Here is an 18,188-nt window from a genome sequence, read left to right on the forward strand (position 1 = left end):
GAGCGCCACATGGCCGCCACGCAGGACGAAATCGTCGAGGGTCTCGCGGAGATCGTCAACGAGATCGCGGGCATCCCGGTCGAGGACGTCGAGATCGGCAAGTCCTTCACCGACGACCTGGACGTCGACTCGCTGTCCATGGTCGAGGTCGTCGTCGCCGCCGAAGAGCGCTTCGACGTCAAGATCCCGGACGAGGACGTCAAGAACCTCAAGACGGTCGGCGACGCCGCTGACTACATCCTGAAGCACCAGGCCTGAGCCTGACGAGCGTTTGTCGCCACCCGGCGGTGGCGCCGTGACAATTCAGCACCCCCTTAGACGTGGAGAAAGAATTCCTGTGAGCCCGACCAATCGCACCGTGGTCGTCACCGGTATCGGCGCAACCACTCCGCTGGGTGGCGACAGCGCTTCGACCTGGGAAGGTCTGCTCGCCGGCCGGTCCGGCGTCTCGCCCCTGGAGGGCGAGCGCTTCGCCGAACTGCCGGTCCGTATCGCAGCCCAGGCCGCCGTGGACCCGAGCGAGGTACTCCCCCGCCCGCTGGCCCGCAAGCTCGACCGCTCGGCACAGTTCGCCCTCATCGCGGCCCGCGAGGCCTGGGCCGACGCGGGTTACACCGCCCCGGCCGGCGAGGACGAGGCCGTCGTCCCCGAGCGTCTGGGCACCGTGATCGCCTCCGGCATCGGCGGTGTCACCACCCTGCTCGACCAGTACGACGTACTGAAGGAGAAGGGTGTGCGCCGGGTCTCCCCGCACACCGTTCCCATGCTCATGCCGAACGGCCCCTCGGCCAACGTCGGCCTCGAGGTCAACGCCCGCGCCGGTGTGCACACCCCGGTCAGCGCGTGCGCTTCCGGCGCCGAGGCCATCGGCTACGCCGTCGAGATGATCCGTACCGGCCGTGCCGACGTGGTCGTCGCCGGCGGTACCGAGGCGGCGATCCACCCGCTGCCGATCGCGGCGTTCGCCAACATGATGGCGATGTCCAAGAACAACGAGAGCCCGACCACGGCTTCCCGCCCGTACGACAAGGCCCGCGACGGCTTCGTCCTCGGCGAGGGCGCCGGTGTCGTGGTGCTGGAGTCCGCCGAGCACGCGGCCAAGCGCGGCGCCCGCGTCTACTGCGAGGTGCTGGGCCAGGGCCTGTCCGCGGACAGCCACCACATCGCGCAGCCGGAGCCGACGGGCCGCGGTGTCGCCGCCGCCCTGCAGAACCTGCTCGACAACACGCAGCTGGACCCCTCCGAGCTGGTCCACGTCAACGCGCACGCCACGTCCACCCCGCAGGGTGACACGGCGGAGGTGAAGGCCCTGCGCAAGGTCCTGGGCGACGACCTCGACCACATCGCGATCTCCGCGACCAAGTCGATGACCGGTCACCTGCTGGGCGGCGCTGGCGGTATCGAGACCGTCGCCACCGTGCTGGCGCTGTACCACCGGATCGCCCCGCCGACGATCAACATCGACGACCTGGACGAGGACGTCGACGCGGACATCGTGCGCGGCGAGCCCCGCAAGCTGCCGGTCGACGGCCCGATCTCCGCGATCAACAACTCCTTCGGCTTCGGCGGCCACAACGTCTCCCTGGCGTTCCGCACCGTCTGACCGTAGAGACCCCGTACACGAGGAAGGCCCCCGTCCGGCACTGCCGGGCGGGGGCCTTCCTCGTACGCGTTCCGGGGCGGTGCCCTCAGACCACCTGGTGGAGCCAGCGGACCGGGGCGCCCTCGCCGGCGTAGCGGAAGGGCTCCAGTTCGTCGTCCCAGGGCTTGCCGAGCAGCTTGGCGATCTCCGCCTCCAGGTCGGTCTCGCCGCGCGCGGACCGGGCCAGCGCCGCGCGCAGCCGGTCCTCGGGGATCAGGATGTCCCCGTGCATGCCGGTGACGGCGTGGTAGATGCCCAGCTCCGGGGTGGAGCTGTAGCGCTCGCCCTCGGCGGTGGGGCAGGGTTCGGCGGTCACCTCGAAGCGGAGCAGGTGCCAGCCGCGCAGGGCGGAGGCGAGTTTCGATGCGGTGCCCGCCTCGGCCTGCCAGGAGAACTCGGCTCTCCAGGTGCCGGGGGAGGCGGGCTGCCTGATCCAGTCGAGGTTCACCCGCACCCCGAGCACTCCCGCAACAGCCCATTCCACGTGCGGGCAGAGCGCACGCGGTGCGGAATGCACGTACAGAACTCCACGTGTCGTCACCTGGACCTCCAGTATGGGACGAGGTCGGGAATAAACTCCAGAAAACGGACAGTATGTGACGTGATGTAATGTAACGGAAATTATTTGACATTGCGCTACGGCACCTGCGGCCGAAACGCCACGGGAAAAAGCTACCGTGCGCCAGGGGTCATGGTGTGACGTACGGTCGCTCCAAGGCCCGTAAACACAGAGCATTCACTCAGCAGGACGCCCCGGGAGCACGGGGCGACGAGGGAGGACCACCCGATGCGCACCACCGCCGCCCGCCGTCGCGCACGCCGGACGTCCGCGGGCCTGGCGGTGGCCGTCCTGGCCGCGACGATCACGGGCTGTGACTCCGCCGCCCCGCCGGCCGGCGGCGAGCGGGGGGCGCAGGCCGCGCCGCGCTGGAACACCGCGCCCGCCTCCGTCGCCGCCGTCGGCGACTCCATCACCCGTGGTTTCGACGCCTGTTCCGTACTGGCCGACTGCCCGGAGGTCTCCTGGGCCACCGGCAGCGATCCCGCCGTCCGCTCGCTGGCCGCCCGGCTGCTGGGCGACGCCGAAGCGCCCGCGCGCAGCTGGAACTACGCGGTGACCGGCTCGCGCATGGCGGACCTTCCGGGGCAGGTGGCATCGGCCGCCCAGCACAAGCCCGGCCTGGTCACGGTCATGGTGGGCTCGAACGACGCCTGCCGGCCCACGCCTTCGTCGATGACCCCGGTGGCGGAGTTCCGCACCGATTTCGAGCGCGCCCTGAAGGACCTGCGGAGCGCGTCGCCGGAGTCCCAGGTGTACGTGTCCTCCGTGCCGGACCTCCAGCGCCTGTGGCAGCAGGGCAAGGACGACCCGCTCGTACGGCAGATCTGGAAGCTGGGGATCTGTCAGTCCATGCTGGCCGAACCGCTGTCGGCCGAGCCGGGAGCCACCGCCCGCCGGGAGAAGGTGCGGGCGCGGGTGGTCGAGTACAACGAGGTGCTGCGCGAGGTCTGCGCGGCCGACGCGCTGTGCCGCTACGACGGCGGCGCCGTCTTCCAGTACCCGTTCGGGGCGGACCAGCTGAGCCACTGGGACTGGTTCCACCCGGGCCGGGACGGGCAGGCGCGGCTCGCGGAACTCGCGCACCGACAGGTGACGGCGGCGGCGCCGCCGCGTTGACGCACGGAGGGCCGGAGGCGGTGTCAGGGTCCGCCTCCGGCCCGGTACACGGGTTGTTTCCGGCCAATTCCGCGCTACGGCGTGTCGCGGCGGCCCGCCGTCACAGGTCGAGGGTGGCGGTCAGCCGGGTGTCGGCGTGCGAGCGGCCCGCGCGGACCTCGTAGGTGCCGCCGATCCGCCGCCAGCCGCGCGCGTCCTCGTCCCAGATCTCGAAGGCCCGGGCGGGCAGCTCGATCTCCGCCTCGACGCTCTCGCCGGGGCCTGCCTCCACGCCCGCGAAGCCGGCCAGCCAGCTCGCGGGGCGCCCGTCGCGGTCGGCGGCGGGCGCCAGGTAGACCTGGACCACCTCGCGGCCCGGCCGGGTCCCGGTGTTGGTGAGCCGGACCCGCACCCGGTCGGGGCCCGCCTCCAGGGACTCGTACGCCCAGTCCGTGTAGCCGAGGCCGTGCCCGAACGGGTAGGCGGGCGTCACCCCCCGGGCCTCGTACGCCCGGTAGCCGATGAACAGCCCCTCCCGGTACTCCAGGCGCCCTCCGGCGGGGACGACCTCGGTGACGGGCGCGTCGGCGAGCGCGGCGGGCCAGGTGGTGGGCAGCCGCCCGCCGGGCTCCGCCTCCCCGAGCAGTACGTCGGCCAGCGCGGCCCCGCCCTCCTGCCCGGGGAACCAGGTCAGCAGCACGGCGGCGACGTCCCCGCGCCAGGGCAGCTCCACCGGGGAGCCCGCGTTGACGACGACCACGGTGTTCGGGTTGGCGGCGGCGACCGCCCGCACCAGGTCGTCCTGGCGTCCGGGCAGCGCCAGGTCCTTGCGGTCGAAGCCCTCGGACTCCACCCGCTCGGTGGTGGCGACGACCACGACCGCCGTGTCGGCGGCGCGCGCGGCCTCCACCGCCTCGGCGATCAGCTCGTCGGCGTCGCGCCGCGGCCCGAGGTGGAGCAGGGAGAACATGACCGCCCGCAGCGGCAGCGCGCTCATGTCGGGGACCTGGTAGGTCAGCGACACCTCGACCGGCTCGCCCTCGGTGAGGACGGCCCCGGCGCGCTCGCTGGGCGCTCCGAAGAAGGCCTCGAAGGGGTCGGCCTCGTCACCCGTCTCCTGGACGCCCTCCCACAGGACGCGGCCGCCGACGGCGAGGGTGAAGGCACCGAGTCCGCGGGTGCCGAAGGCGTGCTCGCCGCTCTCGCGCGGCACGTACGTACCGGTGACCTCGATGGACGCCATCGTCTCGTACGAGGCCCCCTCGGGCAGGTCGTCACCGATCCACTGCACCTGCCCGCCCGGCAGGCCGCCCTCGCCGACGACGGCCCCGGAGGCGTCGCGGCACACGGCGCGCAGCTCGAAGCCTTCTCCGGCCGGGACCAGTTCACCGCTCGGGTCCGCGCCGACGGCGAAGGTGAGCGCGCCCTCGGGCAGCGCGGCGGTGAGCCCGTCGAGCGGGGACAGCACCCGCTCGGGGAAGACGGTCGCGGACCCGCCCCCGAGGACGCGGGCGTCGCGGGCGGCGGCGCCGATCAGGGCGACGGTGCGGCCGGGGCCGGCGTCCAGCGGCAGGGCGCCGGCTTCGTTGCGTACGAGGACGAACCCCCGGGCGGCCAGCTCGCGGGCCAGCGCCTGCCCGTCGACCGGCGCGGGCGGCTGGGCGACGGCGGCGGGGGCGCCCTCCAGGACGCCCGCGCGGGCGGCGAGCCGCAGTACGTTGCGCACGGCCGTGTCGACGGCGGACTCGGGGACCTGCCCGGCGCGGACGGCGGCGGCGAGGGCGGGTCCGTAGACGGTCTGCGGGCCGGGCATGGCCACGTCGAGGCCGCCGAGGATGCCGCCGGTGGTGGAGCGGGCGGCCATCCAGTCGGAGACGTTGCAGCCGTCGAAGCCCCACTCGGCGCGCAGGACCTCGTTCACCAGGTGGCGGTGCTCGGTCATGGTGGTGCCGTTGACCCGGTTGTAGGCGGTCATGATGCCCCAGGGGCGGGCGTTCTCGACGATGGCCTCGAAGGGGGCGAGGTAGACCTCGCGCAGCGGCCGCGGGGCGATGACGCTGTCGACGGTGAACCGCTCGGTCTCGGCGTCGTTGCCGACGAAGTGCTTGACGGTGGTGCCGACCCCGCCGTCCTGGACCCCGCTGACGTAGCCGCTGCCGATGGCGCCGGTGAGGTGCGGGTCCTCGGAGTAGCACTCGAAGTGGCGGCCGCCGAGCGGGGAGCGGTGCAGGTTGACGGTGGGCGCGAGGAGGACGTGCACGCCCTTGCGGCGGGCCTCCTGGGCGAGCAGCCGGCCGGCGCGGCGGGCGAGGTCCGGGTCCCAGGAAGCGGCGAGCGCGGTCGGGGAGGGCAGCGCGACCGAGGGGTCGCCGGCGGTCCAGCGCACGCCGCGGACCCCGACGGGCCCGTCGGACATGACCAGGGAGCCGAGTCCGATCCCGGGGAGGGCGGGCAGGGTCCACATGTCCTGTCCGGCCAGCAGGCGGGCCTTGGTGTCGAGGTCCAGCTTGCCCAGCGCGGCTTCCACGGCGTCCTCGCGGGCCCGGTCCTCGCGGGCCTCGCCGTCCTCGCGGGCCTCGCCGTCCTCGCGGGCCTGGCTGTCTTCGCTGCCTTCGCGTACCTGATCGGCATCGGTCACGGCCGTGCCTCCTCGTCGATTGCGTGCGGGTGCGGTGCGGATGGCCCCCATCGTGGACCCGCTACCTGTAGAGCGGTAGGTCTTGTAATCTTTTCGTGATGTCACCATGCCGTACGGTCCTGCTGGCAGGTGCGAGCGGAAGGAGTGCCGGGCGATGGCCAGAGCGAAGAGCGAGGAGCGGCGCGGCGAGATCGTCCGCGCGGCGGTCGAGGTGATCGCCGAGCGCGGCTACCGGGGCGCCTCCCTGGGATCCGTCGCCGAACGCGTGGGCCTGACCCAGCAGGGGCTGCTGCACTACTTCCCGACCAAGGAGGCCCTGCTCGTCGCGGTCCTGGAGGAGCGCGACCGCTGGGACACCGGGGGCGGCACGCGCGCCGCCGCCGGCACCTGGCGCCTGGACCTGCTGGAGTCGCTGGTGGAGTACAACGCCATGCGCCCCGGCATCGTGCAGACCTTCTCGGCACTGCTCGGCGAGAGCGTCACCGACGGCCACCCGGCCCGCGAGTTCTTCACCGACCGGTACGCGCAGGTGCGCGCGGAGATGGCCGCGCTGCTGCGCGCCGAGTTCGGCGACCGGCTCCCCTCCGGCCTCACCCCGGAGCAGGCCGCTCCGCTGCTGACGGCGGTGATGGACGGCCTCCAGTACCAGTGGCTGCTCGCCCCGGAATCGGTGGACATGCCCGCCGCGTTCCGCTCGTTCATCACCCTGCTGAGGGGCCCCGGCGCATAGGCGCCCCGTCCGGCCGGGCATCCTTTCCCCGAACTTCGAGTGGGGGGACACGAGATGGAGTCACGAGAGCCGACCGGGCACGGGGCCGGGACACTGGAACGGCCCGAGAAGAAGGTCGCCTGGTCGGAGCTGTTCTTCGACCTGGTGCTCGTCTTCGCCGTCACCCAGGTCTCCGCCCTGCTGCACCACGACCACGGCTGGGCCGGCACCGGCCGCGCCCTGATCGTCTTCGTGCCCGTCTACTGGGTGTGGGTGGGCAACACCGTCCACGCCAACACCCACGACGCGGACCGGCCGCTGAACCGGATCGCCCTCTTCGCGGCCGGGCTGTGCGGCCTGCTGATGGCCCTGGCCCTGCCCGAGGCCTTCGGGGACCGCGGACTCCTCCTCGCCGGCGCCTACTTCTGCGCCCGCCTGGTGCTCGCCGCCCTCGCCCACGGCCGCAGCCGCCGCCTGCGGCCCACCCCGGTGACCCTGTCCGTGCTGATCAGCGGACCGCTGCTGCTGGCCGGCGCCTTCCTCGACGGCGGGCTCCGCGTCGGGCTGTGGGCCCTGGCCGCCGCCGTGGACCTGGCCGCGCCCCGCCTGACCCGCTCCAGCATGGTCCGGCTGAACCTCGACTCGGGCCACCTCGCCGAACGGTTCGGCCTGTTCGTGATGATCGCGCTGGGCGAGTCCATCGTCGCGGTCGGCGCCCCGGTGGCCACCTCCCCCGACCTGGACGCGGGCTCCCTGACGGCCGTCGCCGTGGCCTTCGTGCTCGTCTGCAGCCTGTGGTGGGTGTACTTCCACCTGGCCGCCGGAGCCGTCCGGCACGGACTGGAGACCGCCGCGGTACGGGCGGACGTGGCGCGGCAGGTCCTCTCGTACGGGCACCTCTCGCTGATCGCCTCGGTCATCGCGGTGGCCGTCGGCATGGCCGAGGCCGTCGCCCACCCCGGGGCGCGGCTCCCGCTCGGCGTCGCCGCCCTGCTGTACGGCGGCTGCGCCCTCTTCCTCGCCACCTTCGGCTACACCCGCTGGCACCTGTTCCGCTCCTGGTCGGTGACCAGGCTGGCGGCCGCCGCGGCCGTGCTGGCCCTGCTGCCGGCGGCCGCGCTGCTGCCCTCCCTCGGGGCGCTCGCGCTGCTGGCCCTCGCGGTCACCGCCCTGAACCTGGTGGAGCTGGGCCTGGTGCGCCGACGGGGCCGGCTCCCCGACGGCCGGGACGAGGAGGCTCCGGAGGCGCTGGCATCCTGAGCGCATGAAGATCGCCGCCGCCCAGCTGACCTGCGTCCCCGCCGACGTCACCGCCAACTCCGCGAACGCCGCCGCCCTCGCCGTCCGAGCGCGCGGGCAGGGCGCGGAGCTGGTGGTGTTCCCGGAGTTCACGCCCACCGGGTACGAGCTGGAGCACCTCGCCGCCGACCCCGGCCTGTGGCTGGCCGGCGCCGAGGACCCCCGCCTGGACGGGCTGCGCTCCGCCGGCCTCGCCGTGGCCGTCAACGCCGCCCTGCGCACCGACGGGCCGCTGCCCGCCATCGCGACGCTGGTGTACGACGCGGACGGCGCGCACGTGACGACGTACGCGAAGCAGCACCTCTACCGGCACGAACAGGGCGCCTTCGCCCCGGGCACCGCCGACGGCCGCTTCGAGCTCGGCGGCATCCGCTTCTCGCTGGGGGTCTGCTTCGACAACCACTTCCCGGAACTGGCCCGCCGGGCCGCCGCCGACGGCTGCACGGTGCACCTGGCGAGCTCCCTGTACGGCACGGGCGACGGCATCGCCGAGCGGGCCACCGTGTACCCCGGGATCGCCGAGGAGCACGGCCTGTACGTGGTCCTCGCCAACCACGTCGGCCCGGCGGGCCCCTGGACGGGCTGCGGCGGCGCGGCCGCATGGGCCCCGGACGGCACGCTGCTGGCCGAGGCCGGCGACCGCGGCCCGGACGTGGTCACTGTGGAGATCCCGGCCTGATCCGTTCCCCGTCCGAGTCCGGGAGGAGGTGCTTCGTGCCCCACTCCCCCAGCGCCTCCAGAGCCCCGTTCAGCTCCTCGCCGAGCGGGGTCAGGGAGTACTCCACGCGCGGCGGGACCTCGTCGAACACCTCGCGGTGGACCATGCCGTCGGTCTCCAGCTCGCGCAGCTGCGCCGCGAGCACCTTCTCCGACACCCCCGGGACCAGCCGACGCAGCTCGCCGAAGCGGCGGCGCGGGCAGCGCTCCAGCTCCCACAAGAGGGAGACCTTCCACTTCCCGTCGATCACCGACATCGCCGCGGCGATCCCGCAGTGATCCGCCCCCGGCCTCCGTGCCGCCGCCATCGCGCCCACCCCTCCCACCTGCTCGCTCACCTCGGGGTAACCACCCACTCCGAAGTGCGTACTTGAGCGCCTCAACGCCCAGCACCAGGCTAAACGGCATGACCGACACACACGTGACGAACCGTCCGCTCACCCTGCTCGGCCTCGGCGACATGGGCACCGCCCTGGCCCGCACCTGGCTCGCCGCCGGGCACCCCCTGACCGTCTGGAACCGCACCGCCTCCAAGGCGGAGGCCCTGGCCGCCGAGGGCGCGGCGGCCGCCGGGAGCGCCGCCGAGGCCGTCGCCGCGAACACCCTCGTCGTGCTCTGCCTGCTCGACGACGCCAGCATCGGGGCCACCCTCGACGGCATCGACCTGACCGGCAAGGACCTGGTCAACCTCACCACCGGCACCCCGGCCGAGGGCCGGGCCCGGGCCGCCTGGGCCGAGGAGCGCGGCGCCCGGTTCGTGGACGCCGGGATCATGGCCACCCCGTCGATGATCGGCGTCCCGGGGGCAGGCGCGTACGTCTTCCACAGCGGCTCCCGCGCCCTCTTCGACACGCACCGGGCCACCCTGGAGGTACCGGCCGGGGCCCGCTTCGTGGGCGAGGACCCCGGCCACGCGGCCCTGCACGACGTGGCGCTGCTCAGCGCGATGTACGGGCTGTTCGCCGGGATCTCGCACGCCTACGCCCTCATCGAGGGCGAGGACATCGCGCCCGCGTCCCTCGCGCCGCTGCTGTCGGAGTGGCTGGGCGCGATGGGCTTCTTCGCCGGCAACGCCGCCGAGCGGCTGGCCTCGCGGGACTTCACCACCGGGGTGGTGTCCAACCTGGCCATGCAGGTCGCCGGCAGCGGCACCCTGCTGCGCACCGCCGCCGACCAGGGGGTCAGCCCCGAGCTGCTCAGCCCGTACCTGGACCTGATGCGCGAGCGGCTGGAGGCCGACCCGGCTGCCCACGCGGGCGAGGACACCACCGGGGCGATCACCCTGCTGCGGCGGCGTTAGCCCGGGTCAGCCCTGGCTGTAAGGGTTGGGGGTCTGACCGTAGGGGCTGGGGCTCTGACCGTAGGGTGCGCCCGGAGCCTGGCCGTAGGGGTTGGCGGCCTGGCCGTGGGGGCCCTGCCCCTGGGACTGCCCGTACGGCTGCCCGTACGGCTGCCCGTACTGCTGGCCGTACGGCCCCTGGGCCGTCGGGCCCTGGCCGTACTGCTGCTCGTCGGCCGCCCCCTCGGTCTCGTCCTCGGACCCGCCCTCGGAGGAATCCGCGCCCACCATCTCCCGCGCCATCAGGGTCGCCCCCGCCACCGCGCCGGGCATCAGGAAGACCGCGACGAACGGGATCAGGAACGCCAGCACCAGCGGCACGCCGAAGCCCAGCGCCTGCGCCCGCCGCCCGCGCAGCAGGACCAGCTGCTCGGCCAGGTCCACCCGGCGCCGCTGGAGGGCGACGGAGGTCAGCTCCTGGGTGAGGAAGAAGCCGGACACGCAGAACCCGAGCACCGGGACCACGGTCTGCCCGAGCACCGGGATGAAGCCGAGGGCGAAGAGCAGGATCCCGTAGAGCATCACCCGCACCAGCAGCCGCACGCTGTCCCGGGCGGAGATCCACAGGTCCTCCCAGAACGACCGCCCCGACTCGGGGACCTCGCCGCCCTCGGTCCGGTCGACCTGCTCGGAGAGGGACTCGTAGAAGGGCTGCCCGACGAGCAGGGTCACGGCGGTGAAGGTGATCACCGAGAGGAAGAGCCCGAGGGAGACGACAACGGCCGTCAGGAAGCCCCGGAAGAGCCGGAGCCAGGTCGAGGACCAGTCCGAGGCGAAGGGCGTGGCCCACTGGACGAAGTCGTCGGCGCCGTAGAGGAGGCCGACGAGCGCGGCGGCGTACAGCGCCAGCGCGACGAGGCCCGGCAGCAGGCCGAAGCCCAGCCAGCGGCCGTTCCTGAACACCCATCTCTGTCCGGCCAGCAAGTACCGGAAGCCCCCCGCAAGATCACGCATGGGGCCAGTTTATGGGCCGGGTACGGCGAAGGCCGCACCCCCTGGGGGATGCGGCCTCCGCGAGGCGTGCGACGTGGTCAGGCGACGTTCAGCTCGACCGTGATGTTGCCGCGGGTGGCCTTGGAGTACGGGCAGATCTGGTCGGCCTTCTCGACCAGGTCCTTGGCGGTGGCGGCGTCCACGTTCGGGATCGAGGCCGTCAGCTTGACGATGATGCCGAAGCCCTCGTCGTTCTTGCCGATGCCGACCTCGGCGGTCACCGTGGAGCCGCTGACGTCGAGGTTCTCGTTGCGGGCTGCGACGGTGAGGGCACCCTGGAAGCAGGCGCTGTAGCCGGCGGCGAACAGCTGCTCCGGGTTGGTGCCGGCGCCGCTGCCGCCGAGCTCCTTCGGCGGGTTCACGACGACGTCGAGCTGGCCGTCGTTGGTGGCGACGCGGCCGTCACGGCCGTTCTCGGCGGTGGCGACGGCCGTGTACGCGACGTCGGTCTGCGTGATGGACATGAAGAACTTCCTCCAGATGAATCGCCGCGATGCGCGCCCACGATCGCGACGGTCGTGGAGAGAGCCTAACCCGCGAACGAAACGATCATCTTTCCGGTGTTCTCCCCGCGCAGCATTCCGAGGAAGGCGTCGGTGGCGTTCTCCACGCCCTCGACGACCGTCTCGTCGTAGCGGAGCTCGCCGGAGGCCAGCCAGCCGGCCACGTCCTTGACGAACTGCTGCTGCAGTCCGTAGTGGTCGCCGACGAGGATGCCCTGGAGGCGCAGCCGCTTGCCGATGACCATCATGAGGTTGCTCGGGCCGGGGGTGGGCACGGTGTCGTTGTAGCCGGCGATGGCGCCGCACAGGGTGGCGCGGCCGTGGACGTTCATGGCGGAGATGGCCGCTTCCAGGTGGTCGCCGCCGACGTTGTCGAAGTAGACGTCGACGCCGGTGGGGGCCGCCGCGGGGAGCTGCTCGGCGACGGGGGCGTTCTTGTAGTTGAAGGCGGCGTCGAAGCCGTACTTCTCCGTGAGGAGCGTCACCTTCTCGTCCGAGCCGGCGGAGCCGATCACCCGGGAAGCGCCCTTGATCTTCGCGAACTGGCCGACGAGGCTGCCGACCGCGCCCGCCGCGCCGGAGACGAAGACGGAGTCGCCCTCCTTGAAGGAGGCGACCTCGAAGAGGCCCGCGTAGGCGGTCAGGCCCGGCATGCCGAGGACACCGAGGTAGGCGGAGAGCGGGGCGAGGGAGGCGTCGACCTTGGTGGCGTACGCCACGTCCAGCTCGGCGTACTCGCGCCAGCCCAGGTGGTGCAGGACGTGGTCTCCGACCTGGAAGCCCTCGGCGGCGGAGGCGACGACCTCGCCGACCGCACCGCCCTGCATCGGCTGGTCGAGCTCGAAGGGCGCGATGTAGGACTTGCCCTCGTTCATCCGGCCGCGCATGTAGGGGTCCACCGACATATGCAGGTTGCGGACCAGGATCCGGCCGGGGGCCGGCTCGGCGGAGACGGGTACCTCGCGCAGGGCGAAGTCCTCGGCCACGGGCCAGCCCTGCGGACGGCGGACGAGGTGCCACTCGCGGCTGACGGCGGGGATCTGAGACATGAGGGACTCCTGGGGAACGAAGATTTACTTCAGAACGTGAAACAACCATGCGCCTGGATATTTCATGTTGTCAAGTAAATGGGTACCCTGGAGCCATGCCCAGTCGTCGCGCAGACCCAGTGACCGTCGAGGTCGTCGAGCTCATCGGCGATGTCGTGGCCCGCTACCACATGGAGTACGAGGAGGCGGCCGCCCGCCACCAGCTCACCGGGGCCCAGGCCAAGGTGCTGAACCTGCTGTCCCTGGAGCCGCTGCCCATGCGGCGCATCGCGCAGAAGCTGCGCTGCGAGCCCTCGAACGTGACCGGCATCATCGACCGGCTGGAGACCCGCGGCCTGGTCGAACGCCGCCCGGACCCGGCCGACCGCCGGGTGAAGCTGGCCGCCCCCACCGAGGAGGGCGTCGAGACCGCGGAGCGGCTGCGCGAGTCCCTGGACTTCGCACGCGAGCCGCTGGCCGGGCTCTCGGAGGAGGAGCGCACGGCGCTGCGCGACCTGCTCAGGCGGATGCTGGCCTGAACCCGGGCCCGGGGCCGGGAGGGGAGCAGAAACGTTTCCGCCCGGCCTGAGCCGCGACGCGGCCCCGACCGGGCGGGATGCTCACCAGCAGAACAGCCAGCAGTCGTCGTCCTCGGTCGGCGTCGGCTTGGGCTTCGGCTTGGACGTGGGCGGCTTCGACGTGCCGGAAGCGCTGGGCGACGGCTTGCCCGATGCCGTCGGTTGTACGGCGGCCCCGCCGCCGGAACCTTTCTGCGAGGGCGTCGCCGCCGAGGCGGAGGCGCTCCCGCTCGCCGAAGGCGTCGCCGACCCGCTCGGGCTCCCGCTGGGCCTGGCCGTCTTCGCCACCCCGCCGGAGGCCTTCGGCAGGACCGCCGGCGCGGAGGGCCCCTCCACGCTCGGCAGCGCGTCCGGCTGCTTGGGCCCGTCGTCGGTCAGCACCACCTTGTCGGCCCGGTCGACGCCCTCGTCGTCGCCGACGATCCGGGCCACGGCTATCGAGCCCCCGGTGGCGAGCACCAGACCCAGCCCGAGCGCGAGCACGCCCCGGCCCCGTCTGCGGCGGGTGGCGGCCCGCTTGCGGGTGCCCGCGCGGCCCTCGTGGGGGCCCGACAGCACGACGAGCGAATCGGCGAACACCTCGGCCAGCGCGGGCTGCGGCTCGGGGCCCGGAGCCGGCGCGCTGGGCGCGGCGACCACCAGGTGCTCGGCCGGGGTTCCGCACCCGGCGCAGGCGAGCGCGCCGTTGAGGTGCCTCTGACAGGCGGGGCAGAAGTAGTTCATGGCGCCCACAAACTATGCGGTCCCCGGCAACATAAGCATTCCGGGATCGTAAGGATCCTGTGTGGAATCGTTACGTCCATGACAGCGACCCCGAATCCGGGACGGCCGGCCGCCTTCGGGCCGGCCGCCTTCCAGCTGGTGCTCCTGCGCAGGATGGCGGACTTCCAGCCCGGCCTCGCCGAGGAGGCCCGGCTGCGCCTGGGCGCCTCGCTCGCGGAGCAGCGTGAGGCCAACCGGCGCTGGCAGGCGATGGTGCGCTCACCCCGCTCCCGCGGGGCCCTGGCGCGCTACCGGTCGGTGCTCGGCCCGCCGGAGTGGGCGGAGCGGCGCAGCATCGGGGACCTGGAGTGCGAGGCCCTGCTGTGGCCGGTGCCGCTGTGGCCGGAGCTGCGGTTCGAGGTGCTGGCCGCGCCGGACGGGGCGGTGTGGAACGAGTGGCTGGTCCGGGCCCCGGGCGCGCGGGGGCCCGTACTGGAGACGGCCGGGGACCTGCTGCCCTGGTCGGCGACGGTGGACGAGGTGGCCCGGGCCTTCGCGCCGGCGCGGCCGATGGAGGGCACGGCGCCGACGCGCTGGCGGCTCGCGTTCACCGCGTCGGGCCGGCCGCTGGTGGCGGAGTTCACGTACGGGCTGCTCCAGCGGGTGCAGGAGGGTTAGCTCCGCAGGAACGCCCGGACTCCGGCCGACGTGGCGTCGTCGCCGAGCAGGTCGTTGTGCTTGAGGCAGCCGACCGGCGTGTTCAGGGCGCCGGAGAGCGGGACGCTGCTGTCGGGGTTGACCACCTCGTCGCACTCCGACCAGAAGGTGGCGTACTTGACCGCGCCCGGGGTCTCGTCTCCCGCCGCCAGGTTCTTCGCCACGTACGAGCCCGGGGTCATGTCCCGGCAGGCCTGGTCCCACAGGGCGCAGGCCCAGGCGGTGGACGTGCCGTGGTTGGGGCCGGCCAGCGAGACCCAGTGGTCCACGGTCGCGGTGCCGCCGCCGAACCTGACGTACCAGCGGCTGACGAGCGATCCGAAGGAGTGCCCCACGATGTCCACACGTGCGGCGCCGGTCCGCTGCCGCACCTGGTCGACGTAGGCGGCGAGGCGGCCGGAGAGCACCTCGTTGACGGACTGGTGGGTGTCGTAGCCGAAGGAGAACAGCTGGGAGTCGGCGTACCCGTCGGCCCTCAGGTCCTCGCGCAGGGACCCCCAGACCCCCGGGTCGGCGTTGTAACCGTGTACGAAGACCACCGGATTGCGGGCGGCGGGCGCTTCGGCCGCGTGCTGGGCGGCCGCCTGGGCAGGAACGGGCGCCAGGAGGGCGAGGCAGAGGGTCAGGAGCGCCAGGATTCTCTGGCGGGGCGTCAGCATCGGGTCCCCTTTACCTTGTTACGGGTGAGTAGCGCGGGTGGTCCGCGCATGCTGCTGCCTGTCGGTACAGAAATCCACCCCCATGCAGCACCCCTCACCCGTACGACACGCCCCACCCGGAGTATCCCAACGGGCGATTTGTCCTATTTATCCGAGAAGATATGGAATGCGATCGGCAGTCGCCGGTCTCATCCTTCGTCAGCGCTCTCGGGAGGATCTGCCGTGACCGTCAGTCTTGAGCAGTTGCGCCGCTGCCACGTCGCCGTCGACCTGGGAGCCGCGAGGACCCGCGTCTACGTCAAGGGAGCCGGACTGGTCGTCGACGAGCCCAGCGTCGCCGCGGTCAACACCCGCACCGGCGCCCTCATCGCCGTCGGCACCTTCGCCGAACGGATGACCGGACGCACACCCGACTACATCCGCGTCGCACGCCCCGTCTCCGGCGGCACCGTCGTCGACATCGAGATGGCCCAGCGGATGCTGCGCCACCTGCTCGGCGAGAAGCTGCGCCGCGCCCTGCGCCGCAAGCCCCGGCTGCGCGCCGCCTGCTGCACCCCGCACGACGCCGACCCGCTCGCCCAGCGGGCGGCCGTGGAGACCATGGTCGGGCTGGGCGCCCGGCGCGTCGAACTGGTCGACACCCTGATCGCGGCGGCCGTCGGCTGCGGCCTGCCCGTGGAACAGCCGACCGCGACCATGATCATGGTGTGCGGTGCGGCGGCCACCCAGATCGCGGTGCTCTCCCTCGGCTCGATCGTCACCGCCGAACGCATCCCCGTCGGCGGCGAGGCCATCGACCACGCCGTGGTCCAGCACCTGCGCCACGCCCACGAGCTGATGCTGCCGAGCCAGGCCGTACGCCCCCTCCAGCTGGCCCTGCACGGCAACGGCATCACCCCCGAGGGCCCGGCCTCCACCCTCATCCACGGCCGTGACGTGGCCACCGGACTCGCCCGCTCCGTCCACGTGGACACCGCCGCCGTCCGCGACGCCATCCACACCCCGCTGACGGCCGTCCTCGACGGCATCGGCAAGGTGCTGCGGGACTGCCCGCCCGACCTGGTCGCCGACCTGACGGACCGGGGGATCATGATGGTGGGCGGCAGCGCCCTGCTGCCCGGCCTGGACCAGATGCTGCGGGACGCCACCGGAATGCCCGTGGCCATCGCCGAACGGCCCGACGTGTGCGCCGTACTGGGTCTCGGCGCCATGCTGGAAGGAAAGATCGCCCCCATGGTCCTCAACCCGCTGGCCGGATGAGCCTGGACGGCCCCGCCGACGCCGCCGACCCGGCCGGACCCGGCGGGGCCGGTGCGCCGTCGAGCCTCCCGGTACTCCTGGAGGCGGTGCTCAGCGTCGGCTCCGAACTGGAGCTGCACACCACCCTCCAGCACGTCGTGGACTCCGCCACCGACCTGTGCGGGGCCCGGTACGGAGCGCTCGGGGTCGTCGACCCCGAGCGCGTCCGGCTGACCCAGCTGTTCACCTCCGGGATGACCGAGGCCGAACGGGCCGCGATCCCCCGGCTGCCGGACGGCCGCGCCGGCGTGCTCGGCGTGCTGATCAGCGACCCCCGGCCGCTGCTCCTGGACGACCTGACGAAGGACCCCCGCTCGGCGGGCTTCCCGCCCGGCCACCCGCCCATGCGCAGCTTCCTCGGCGTGCCGATCCGGGTGCACACCGAGGTCTTCGGGAACCTCTACCTCACCGAGAAGCGCGGCGGCCCCTTCACGGACGAGGACCTCGCGCTGATGCGCGTACTGGCCTCACAGGCCGGGATAGCGATCGGCAACGCCCGGCTGTACGAGACCGCGCGCCGGCGCGAGCGCTGGATCGAGGGCGCCGCCGCCGTCACCACCACCCTGCTGGCGGGACGGCCCGCGGCGGACGCCCTGATGTGCGTGGCCGAACGCGCCCGGCTGCTCGCGGACGCGGCGGCGGGCGTCGTCCTCCAGCCCACCCCGGAAGGCGGCATGGAGATCGTCGCCGCCTCCACCCACGGGGACCCCGGCGACCTGATCGGCACCGCCATCGCGCCCGGCTCACCGGTGCTGGTCCAACTGCTGGGCGGGGAGCCCGTCTTCATAGAGGACTCCGCGACCGACCCCCGGATGACCACCCACGTACGGGAACGCTTCGGGCCGAGCATGATGCTGCCGCTGCAGAGCGGCGGACAGCTGATCGGCACCCTCGCCCTGCCGAGGGCCCGGGGCGGTCCGCCGTACGACGCGGTGGACCGGCTGCTGGCCTCCCAGTTCGCCTCCCAGGCCGCGCTGGCCCTGGTCCTGGCGGACGCGCAGCACGACCGCGAGCAGCTGGCCGTCTACGAGGACCGCGACCGCATCGCGCGCGACCTGCACGATCTGGTGGTGCAGCGGCTGTTCGCGACCGAGATGATGCTGGAGAGCACGCGGCGGCGCTCGGCCAACGCGGCTGCGGGCGGCGGGACCGGGGAGGGCGGCGGGACCGGCGACGAGGTCGGGGAGGAACTGGGCCGGGCGGTGGACGAGCTGGACTCCACCATCCAGGAGGTCCGCACGGCCATCTTCGCCCTCCAGCAGCCGCCCAGCGACGCCCCGACGACCTTCCGGGGACGGGTGCTGCGCGAGACCGGCGGGGCGGCGGTCCTGCTGGGCTTCCAGCCGTCGGTGCACTTCGCGGGCGCGGTGGACGCCCTGCTCCCGGACCCGGTCACCACGGCCCTGCTGTCCACCCTGCGCAGCGCCCTGGCGGCGGCACACCGCCGCAGCGAGGTCACGTCGATCGAGGTAGAGGTCGACGCCACCCCCTCCCGCGTCCGCCTGACGGTCTCCGACGACGGCCGCACGGAGGCGGACACCCGGGGCACGACGGTGGTGTGGGAGGCGGAGCTGTAGGGGGGCGGGCTGTACGCGGCTTGCGGTGCGGGCCCCCTATCTCCCCCTCGACCCGGTGGGAGCGGGTCGGTGGTTGCCCACCCGCCCCCGTCTGCGGGGCGGTGGGGTGGGGAGCGGTATTCCCCTGGGCG

General features: G+C 73.2%; 19 protein-coding genes. 11 read left to right on the plus strand and 8 right to left on the minus strand.

Features of this window, described 5'->3' with window-relative positions; all coding sequences use genetic code 11:
* The first annotated feature begins 9 nt into the window (after window positions 1-9).
* Window positions 10-258 (plus strand): acyl carrier protein, encoded by a 249-nt coding sequence (locus ACZ7IF_RS36560; RefSeq protein WP_468171502.1) that lies wholly within the window; start codon window positions 10-12, stop codon window positions 256-258.
* 79 nt (window positions 259-337) lie between these two features.
* Window positions 338-1,603, plus strand: coding sequence for a beta-ketoacyl-ACP synthase II (gene fabF, locus ACZ7IF_RS36565; RefSeq protein WP_470980907.1), 1,266 nt, complete (start codon window positions 338-340; stop codon window positions 1,601-1,603).
* 85 nt (window positions 1,604-1,688) lie between these two features.
* Here fabF and ACZ7IF_RS36570 read toward each other — a convergent pair whose 3' ends face one another.
* Window positions 1,689-2,183 (minus strand): DUF3145 domain-containing protein, encoded by a 495-nt coding sequence (locus tag ACZ7IF_RS36570; protein ID WP_007263912.1) that lies wholly within the window; start codon window positions 2,181-2,183, stop codon window positions 1,689-1,691.
* A 246-nt stretch (window positions 2,184-2,429) separates the two neighbouring features.
* Between ACZ7IF_RS36570 and ACZ7IF_RS36575 the strand changes: the two genes are divergently transcribed.
* Window positions 2,430-3,320, plus strand: a complete 891-nt coding sequence (locus tag ACZ7IF_RS36575; protein WP_470980909.1) for an SGNH/GDSL hydrolase family protein — start codon at window positions 2,430-2,432, stop codon at window positions 3,318-3,320.
* Window positions 3,321-3,420: 100 nt separating this feature from the next.
* Here ACZ7IF_RS36575 and ACZ7IF_RS36580 read toward each other — a convergent pair whose 3' ends face one another.
* Window positions 3,421-5,937, minus strand: coding sequence for a beta-glucosidase (locus ACZ7IF_RS36580; RefSeq protein ID WP_470980911.1), 2,517 nt, complete (start codon window positions 5,935-5,937; stop codon window positions 3,421-3,423).
* Window positions 5,938-6,091: 154 nt separating this feature from the next.
* Between ACZ7IF_RS36580 and ACZ7IF_RS36585 the strand changes: the two genes are divergently transcribed.
* The 3 genes from ACZ7IF_RS36585 to ACZ7IF_RS36595 are packed head-to-tail and all read left to right on the plus strand — an operon-like array spanning window position 6,092 to window position 8,624.
* Window positions 6,092-6,667, plus strand: coding sequence for a TetR/AcrR family transcriptional regulator (locus ACZ7IF_RS36585; RefSeq protein WP_470980914.1), 576 nt, complete (start codon window positions 6,092-6,094; stop codon window positions 6,665-6,667).
* A gap of 54 nt (window positions 6,668-6,721) precedes the next feature.
* Window positions 6,722-7,906, plus strand: a complete 1,185-nt coding sequence (locus ACZ7IF_RS36590) for a low temperature requirement protein A (protein WP_470980917.1) — start codon at window positions 6,722-6,724, stop codon at window positions 7,904-7,906.
* Window positions 7,907-7,910: 4 nt separating this feature from the next.
* Window positions 7,911-8,624 (plus strand): carbon-nitrogen hydrolase family protein, encoded by a 714-nt coding sequence (locus ACZ7IF_RS36595; RefSeq protein WP_470980920.1) that lies wholly within the window; start codon window positions 7,911-7,913, stop codon window positions 8,622-8,624.
* On the opposite strand, the gene ACZ7IF_RS36600 is transcribed toward ACZ7IF_RS36595, so the two are convergent.
* Window positions 8,602-8,970 carry a winged helix-turn-helix transcriptional regulator gene (locus ACZ7IF_RS36600; protein ID WP_470980953.1) on the minus strand — a complete coding sequence of 123 codons (369 nt, stop codon included), beginning with the start codon at window positions 8,968-8,970 and terminating at the stop codon, window positions 8,602-8,604. The two genes, ACZ7IF_RS36595 and ACZ7IF_RS36600, sit on opposite strands and share 23 nt — an antisense overlap.
* A gap of 98 nt (window positions 8,971-9,068) precedes the next feature.
* On the opposite strand from ACZ7IF_RS36600, the gene ACZ7IF_RS36605 reads away from it, so the two are divergent.
* Window positions 9,069-9,962, plus strand: coding sequence for an NAD(P)-dependent oxidoreductase (locus tag ACZ7IF_RS36605; protein ID WP_470980922.1), 894 nt, complete (start codon window positions 9,069-9,071; stop codon window positions 9,960-9,962).
* A gap of 6 nt (window positions 9,963-9,968) precedes the next feature.
* Here the strand turns inward: ACZ7IF_RS36605 and ACZ7IF_RS36610 are convergent, their stop codons facing one another.
* The 3 genes from ACZ7IF_RS36610 to ACZ7IF_RS36620 form a co-directional block, all read right to left on the minus strand.
* Window positions 9,969-10,955 carry an EI24 domain-containing protein gene (locus ACZ7IF_RS36610; protein WP_470980924.1) on the minus strand — a complete coding sequence of 329 codons (987 nt, stop codon included), beginning with the start codon at window positions 10,953-10,955 and terminating at the stop codon, window positions 9,969-9,971.
* A gap of 77 nt (window positions 10,956-11,032) precedes the next feature.
* On the minus strand, window positions 11,033-11,458 hold the full coding sequence (locus ACZ7IF_RS36615) for an organic hydroperoxide resistance protein (protein WP_470980926.1): 426 nt from the start codon (window positions 11,456-11,458) through the stop codon (window positions 11,033-11,035).
* A gap of 65 nt (window positions 11,459-11,523) precedes the next feature.
* Complete coding sequence (locus tag ACZ7IF_RS36620; protein WP_470980929.1) at window positions 11,524-12,546, minus strand: NADP-dependent oxidoreductase; 1,023 nt, start codon at window positions 12,544-12,546, stop codon at window positions 11,524-11,526.
* Between the two features lie 95 nt (window positions 12,547-12,641).
* Between ACZ7IF_RS36620 and ACZ7IF_RS36625 the strand changes: the two genes are divergently transcribed.
* Complete coding sequence (locus ACZ7IF_RS36625) at window positions 12,642-13,064, plus strand: MarR family winged helix-turn-helix transcriptional regulator (protein ID WP_427711991.1); 423 nt, start codon at window positions 12,642-12,644, stop codon at window positions 13,062-13,064.
* Between the two features lie 81 nt (window positions 13,065-13,145).
* Here ACZ7IF_RS36625 and ACZ7IF_RS36630 read toward each other — a convergent pair whose 3' ends face one another.
* The gene (locus tag ACZ7IF_RS36630) at window positions 13,146-13,826 is read right to left on the minus strand and encodes an SCO2400 family protein (RefSeq protein ID WP_470980931.1); all 681 of its coding nucleotides are present in this window, start codon (window positions 13,824-13,826) and stop codon (window positions 13,146-13,148) included.
* Between the two features lie 78 nt (window positions 13,827-13,904).
* Here ACZ7IF_RS36630 and ACZ7IF_RS36635 point away from each other — a divergent pair, with 78 nt between their 5' ends.
* The gene (locus ACZ7IF_RS36635; protein ID WP_470980933.1) at window positions 13,905-14,483 is read left to right on the plus strand and encodes a hypothetical protein; all 579 of its coding nucleotides are present in this window, start codon (window positions 13,905-13,907) and stop codon (window positions 14,481-14,483) included.
* Here the strand turns inward: ACZ7IF_RS36635 and ACZ7IF_RS36640 are convergent.
* A complete protein-coding gene (locus ACZ7IF_RS36640) occupies window positions 14,480-15,181 on the minus strand; it encodes an esterase/lipase family protein (protein WP_470980936.1) in 702 nt (233 codons plus the stop codon). The genes ACZ7IF_RS36635 and ACZ7IF_RS36640 overlap by 4 nt on opposite strands.
* Before the next feature lie 222 nt (window positions 15,182-15,403).
* Between ACZ7IF_RS36640 and ACZ7IF_RS36645 the strand changes: the two genes are divergently transcribed.
* Both ACZ7IF_RS36645 and ACZ7IF_RS36650 read left to right on the plus strand, forming a co-directional pair.
* Window positions 15,404-16,441 carry a rod shape-determining protein gene (locus tag ACZ7IF_RS36645; protein WP_470980939.1) on the plus strand — a complete coding sequence of 346 codons (1,038 nt, stop codon included), beginning with the start codon at window positions 15,404-15,406 and terminating at the stop codon, window positions 16,439-16,441.
* The gene (locus ACZ7IF_RS36650) at window positions 16,438-18,057 is read left to right on the plus strand and encodes a sensor histidine kinase (RefSeq protein ID WP_470980941.1); all 1,620 of its coding nucleotides are present in this window, start codon (window positions 16,438-16,440) and stop codon (window positions 18,055-18,057) included. Before ACZ7IF_RS36645 ends, ACZ7IF_RS36650 begins: the two co-directional genes overlap by 4 nt.
* Window positions 18,058-18,188 lie beyond the last annotated feature (131 nt).

The organism is Streptomyces sp. NPDC037421, assembly GCF_055602105.1.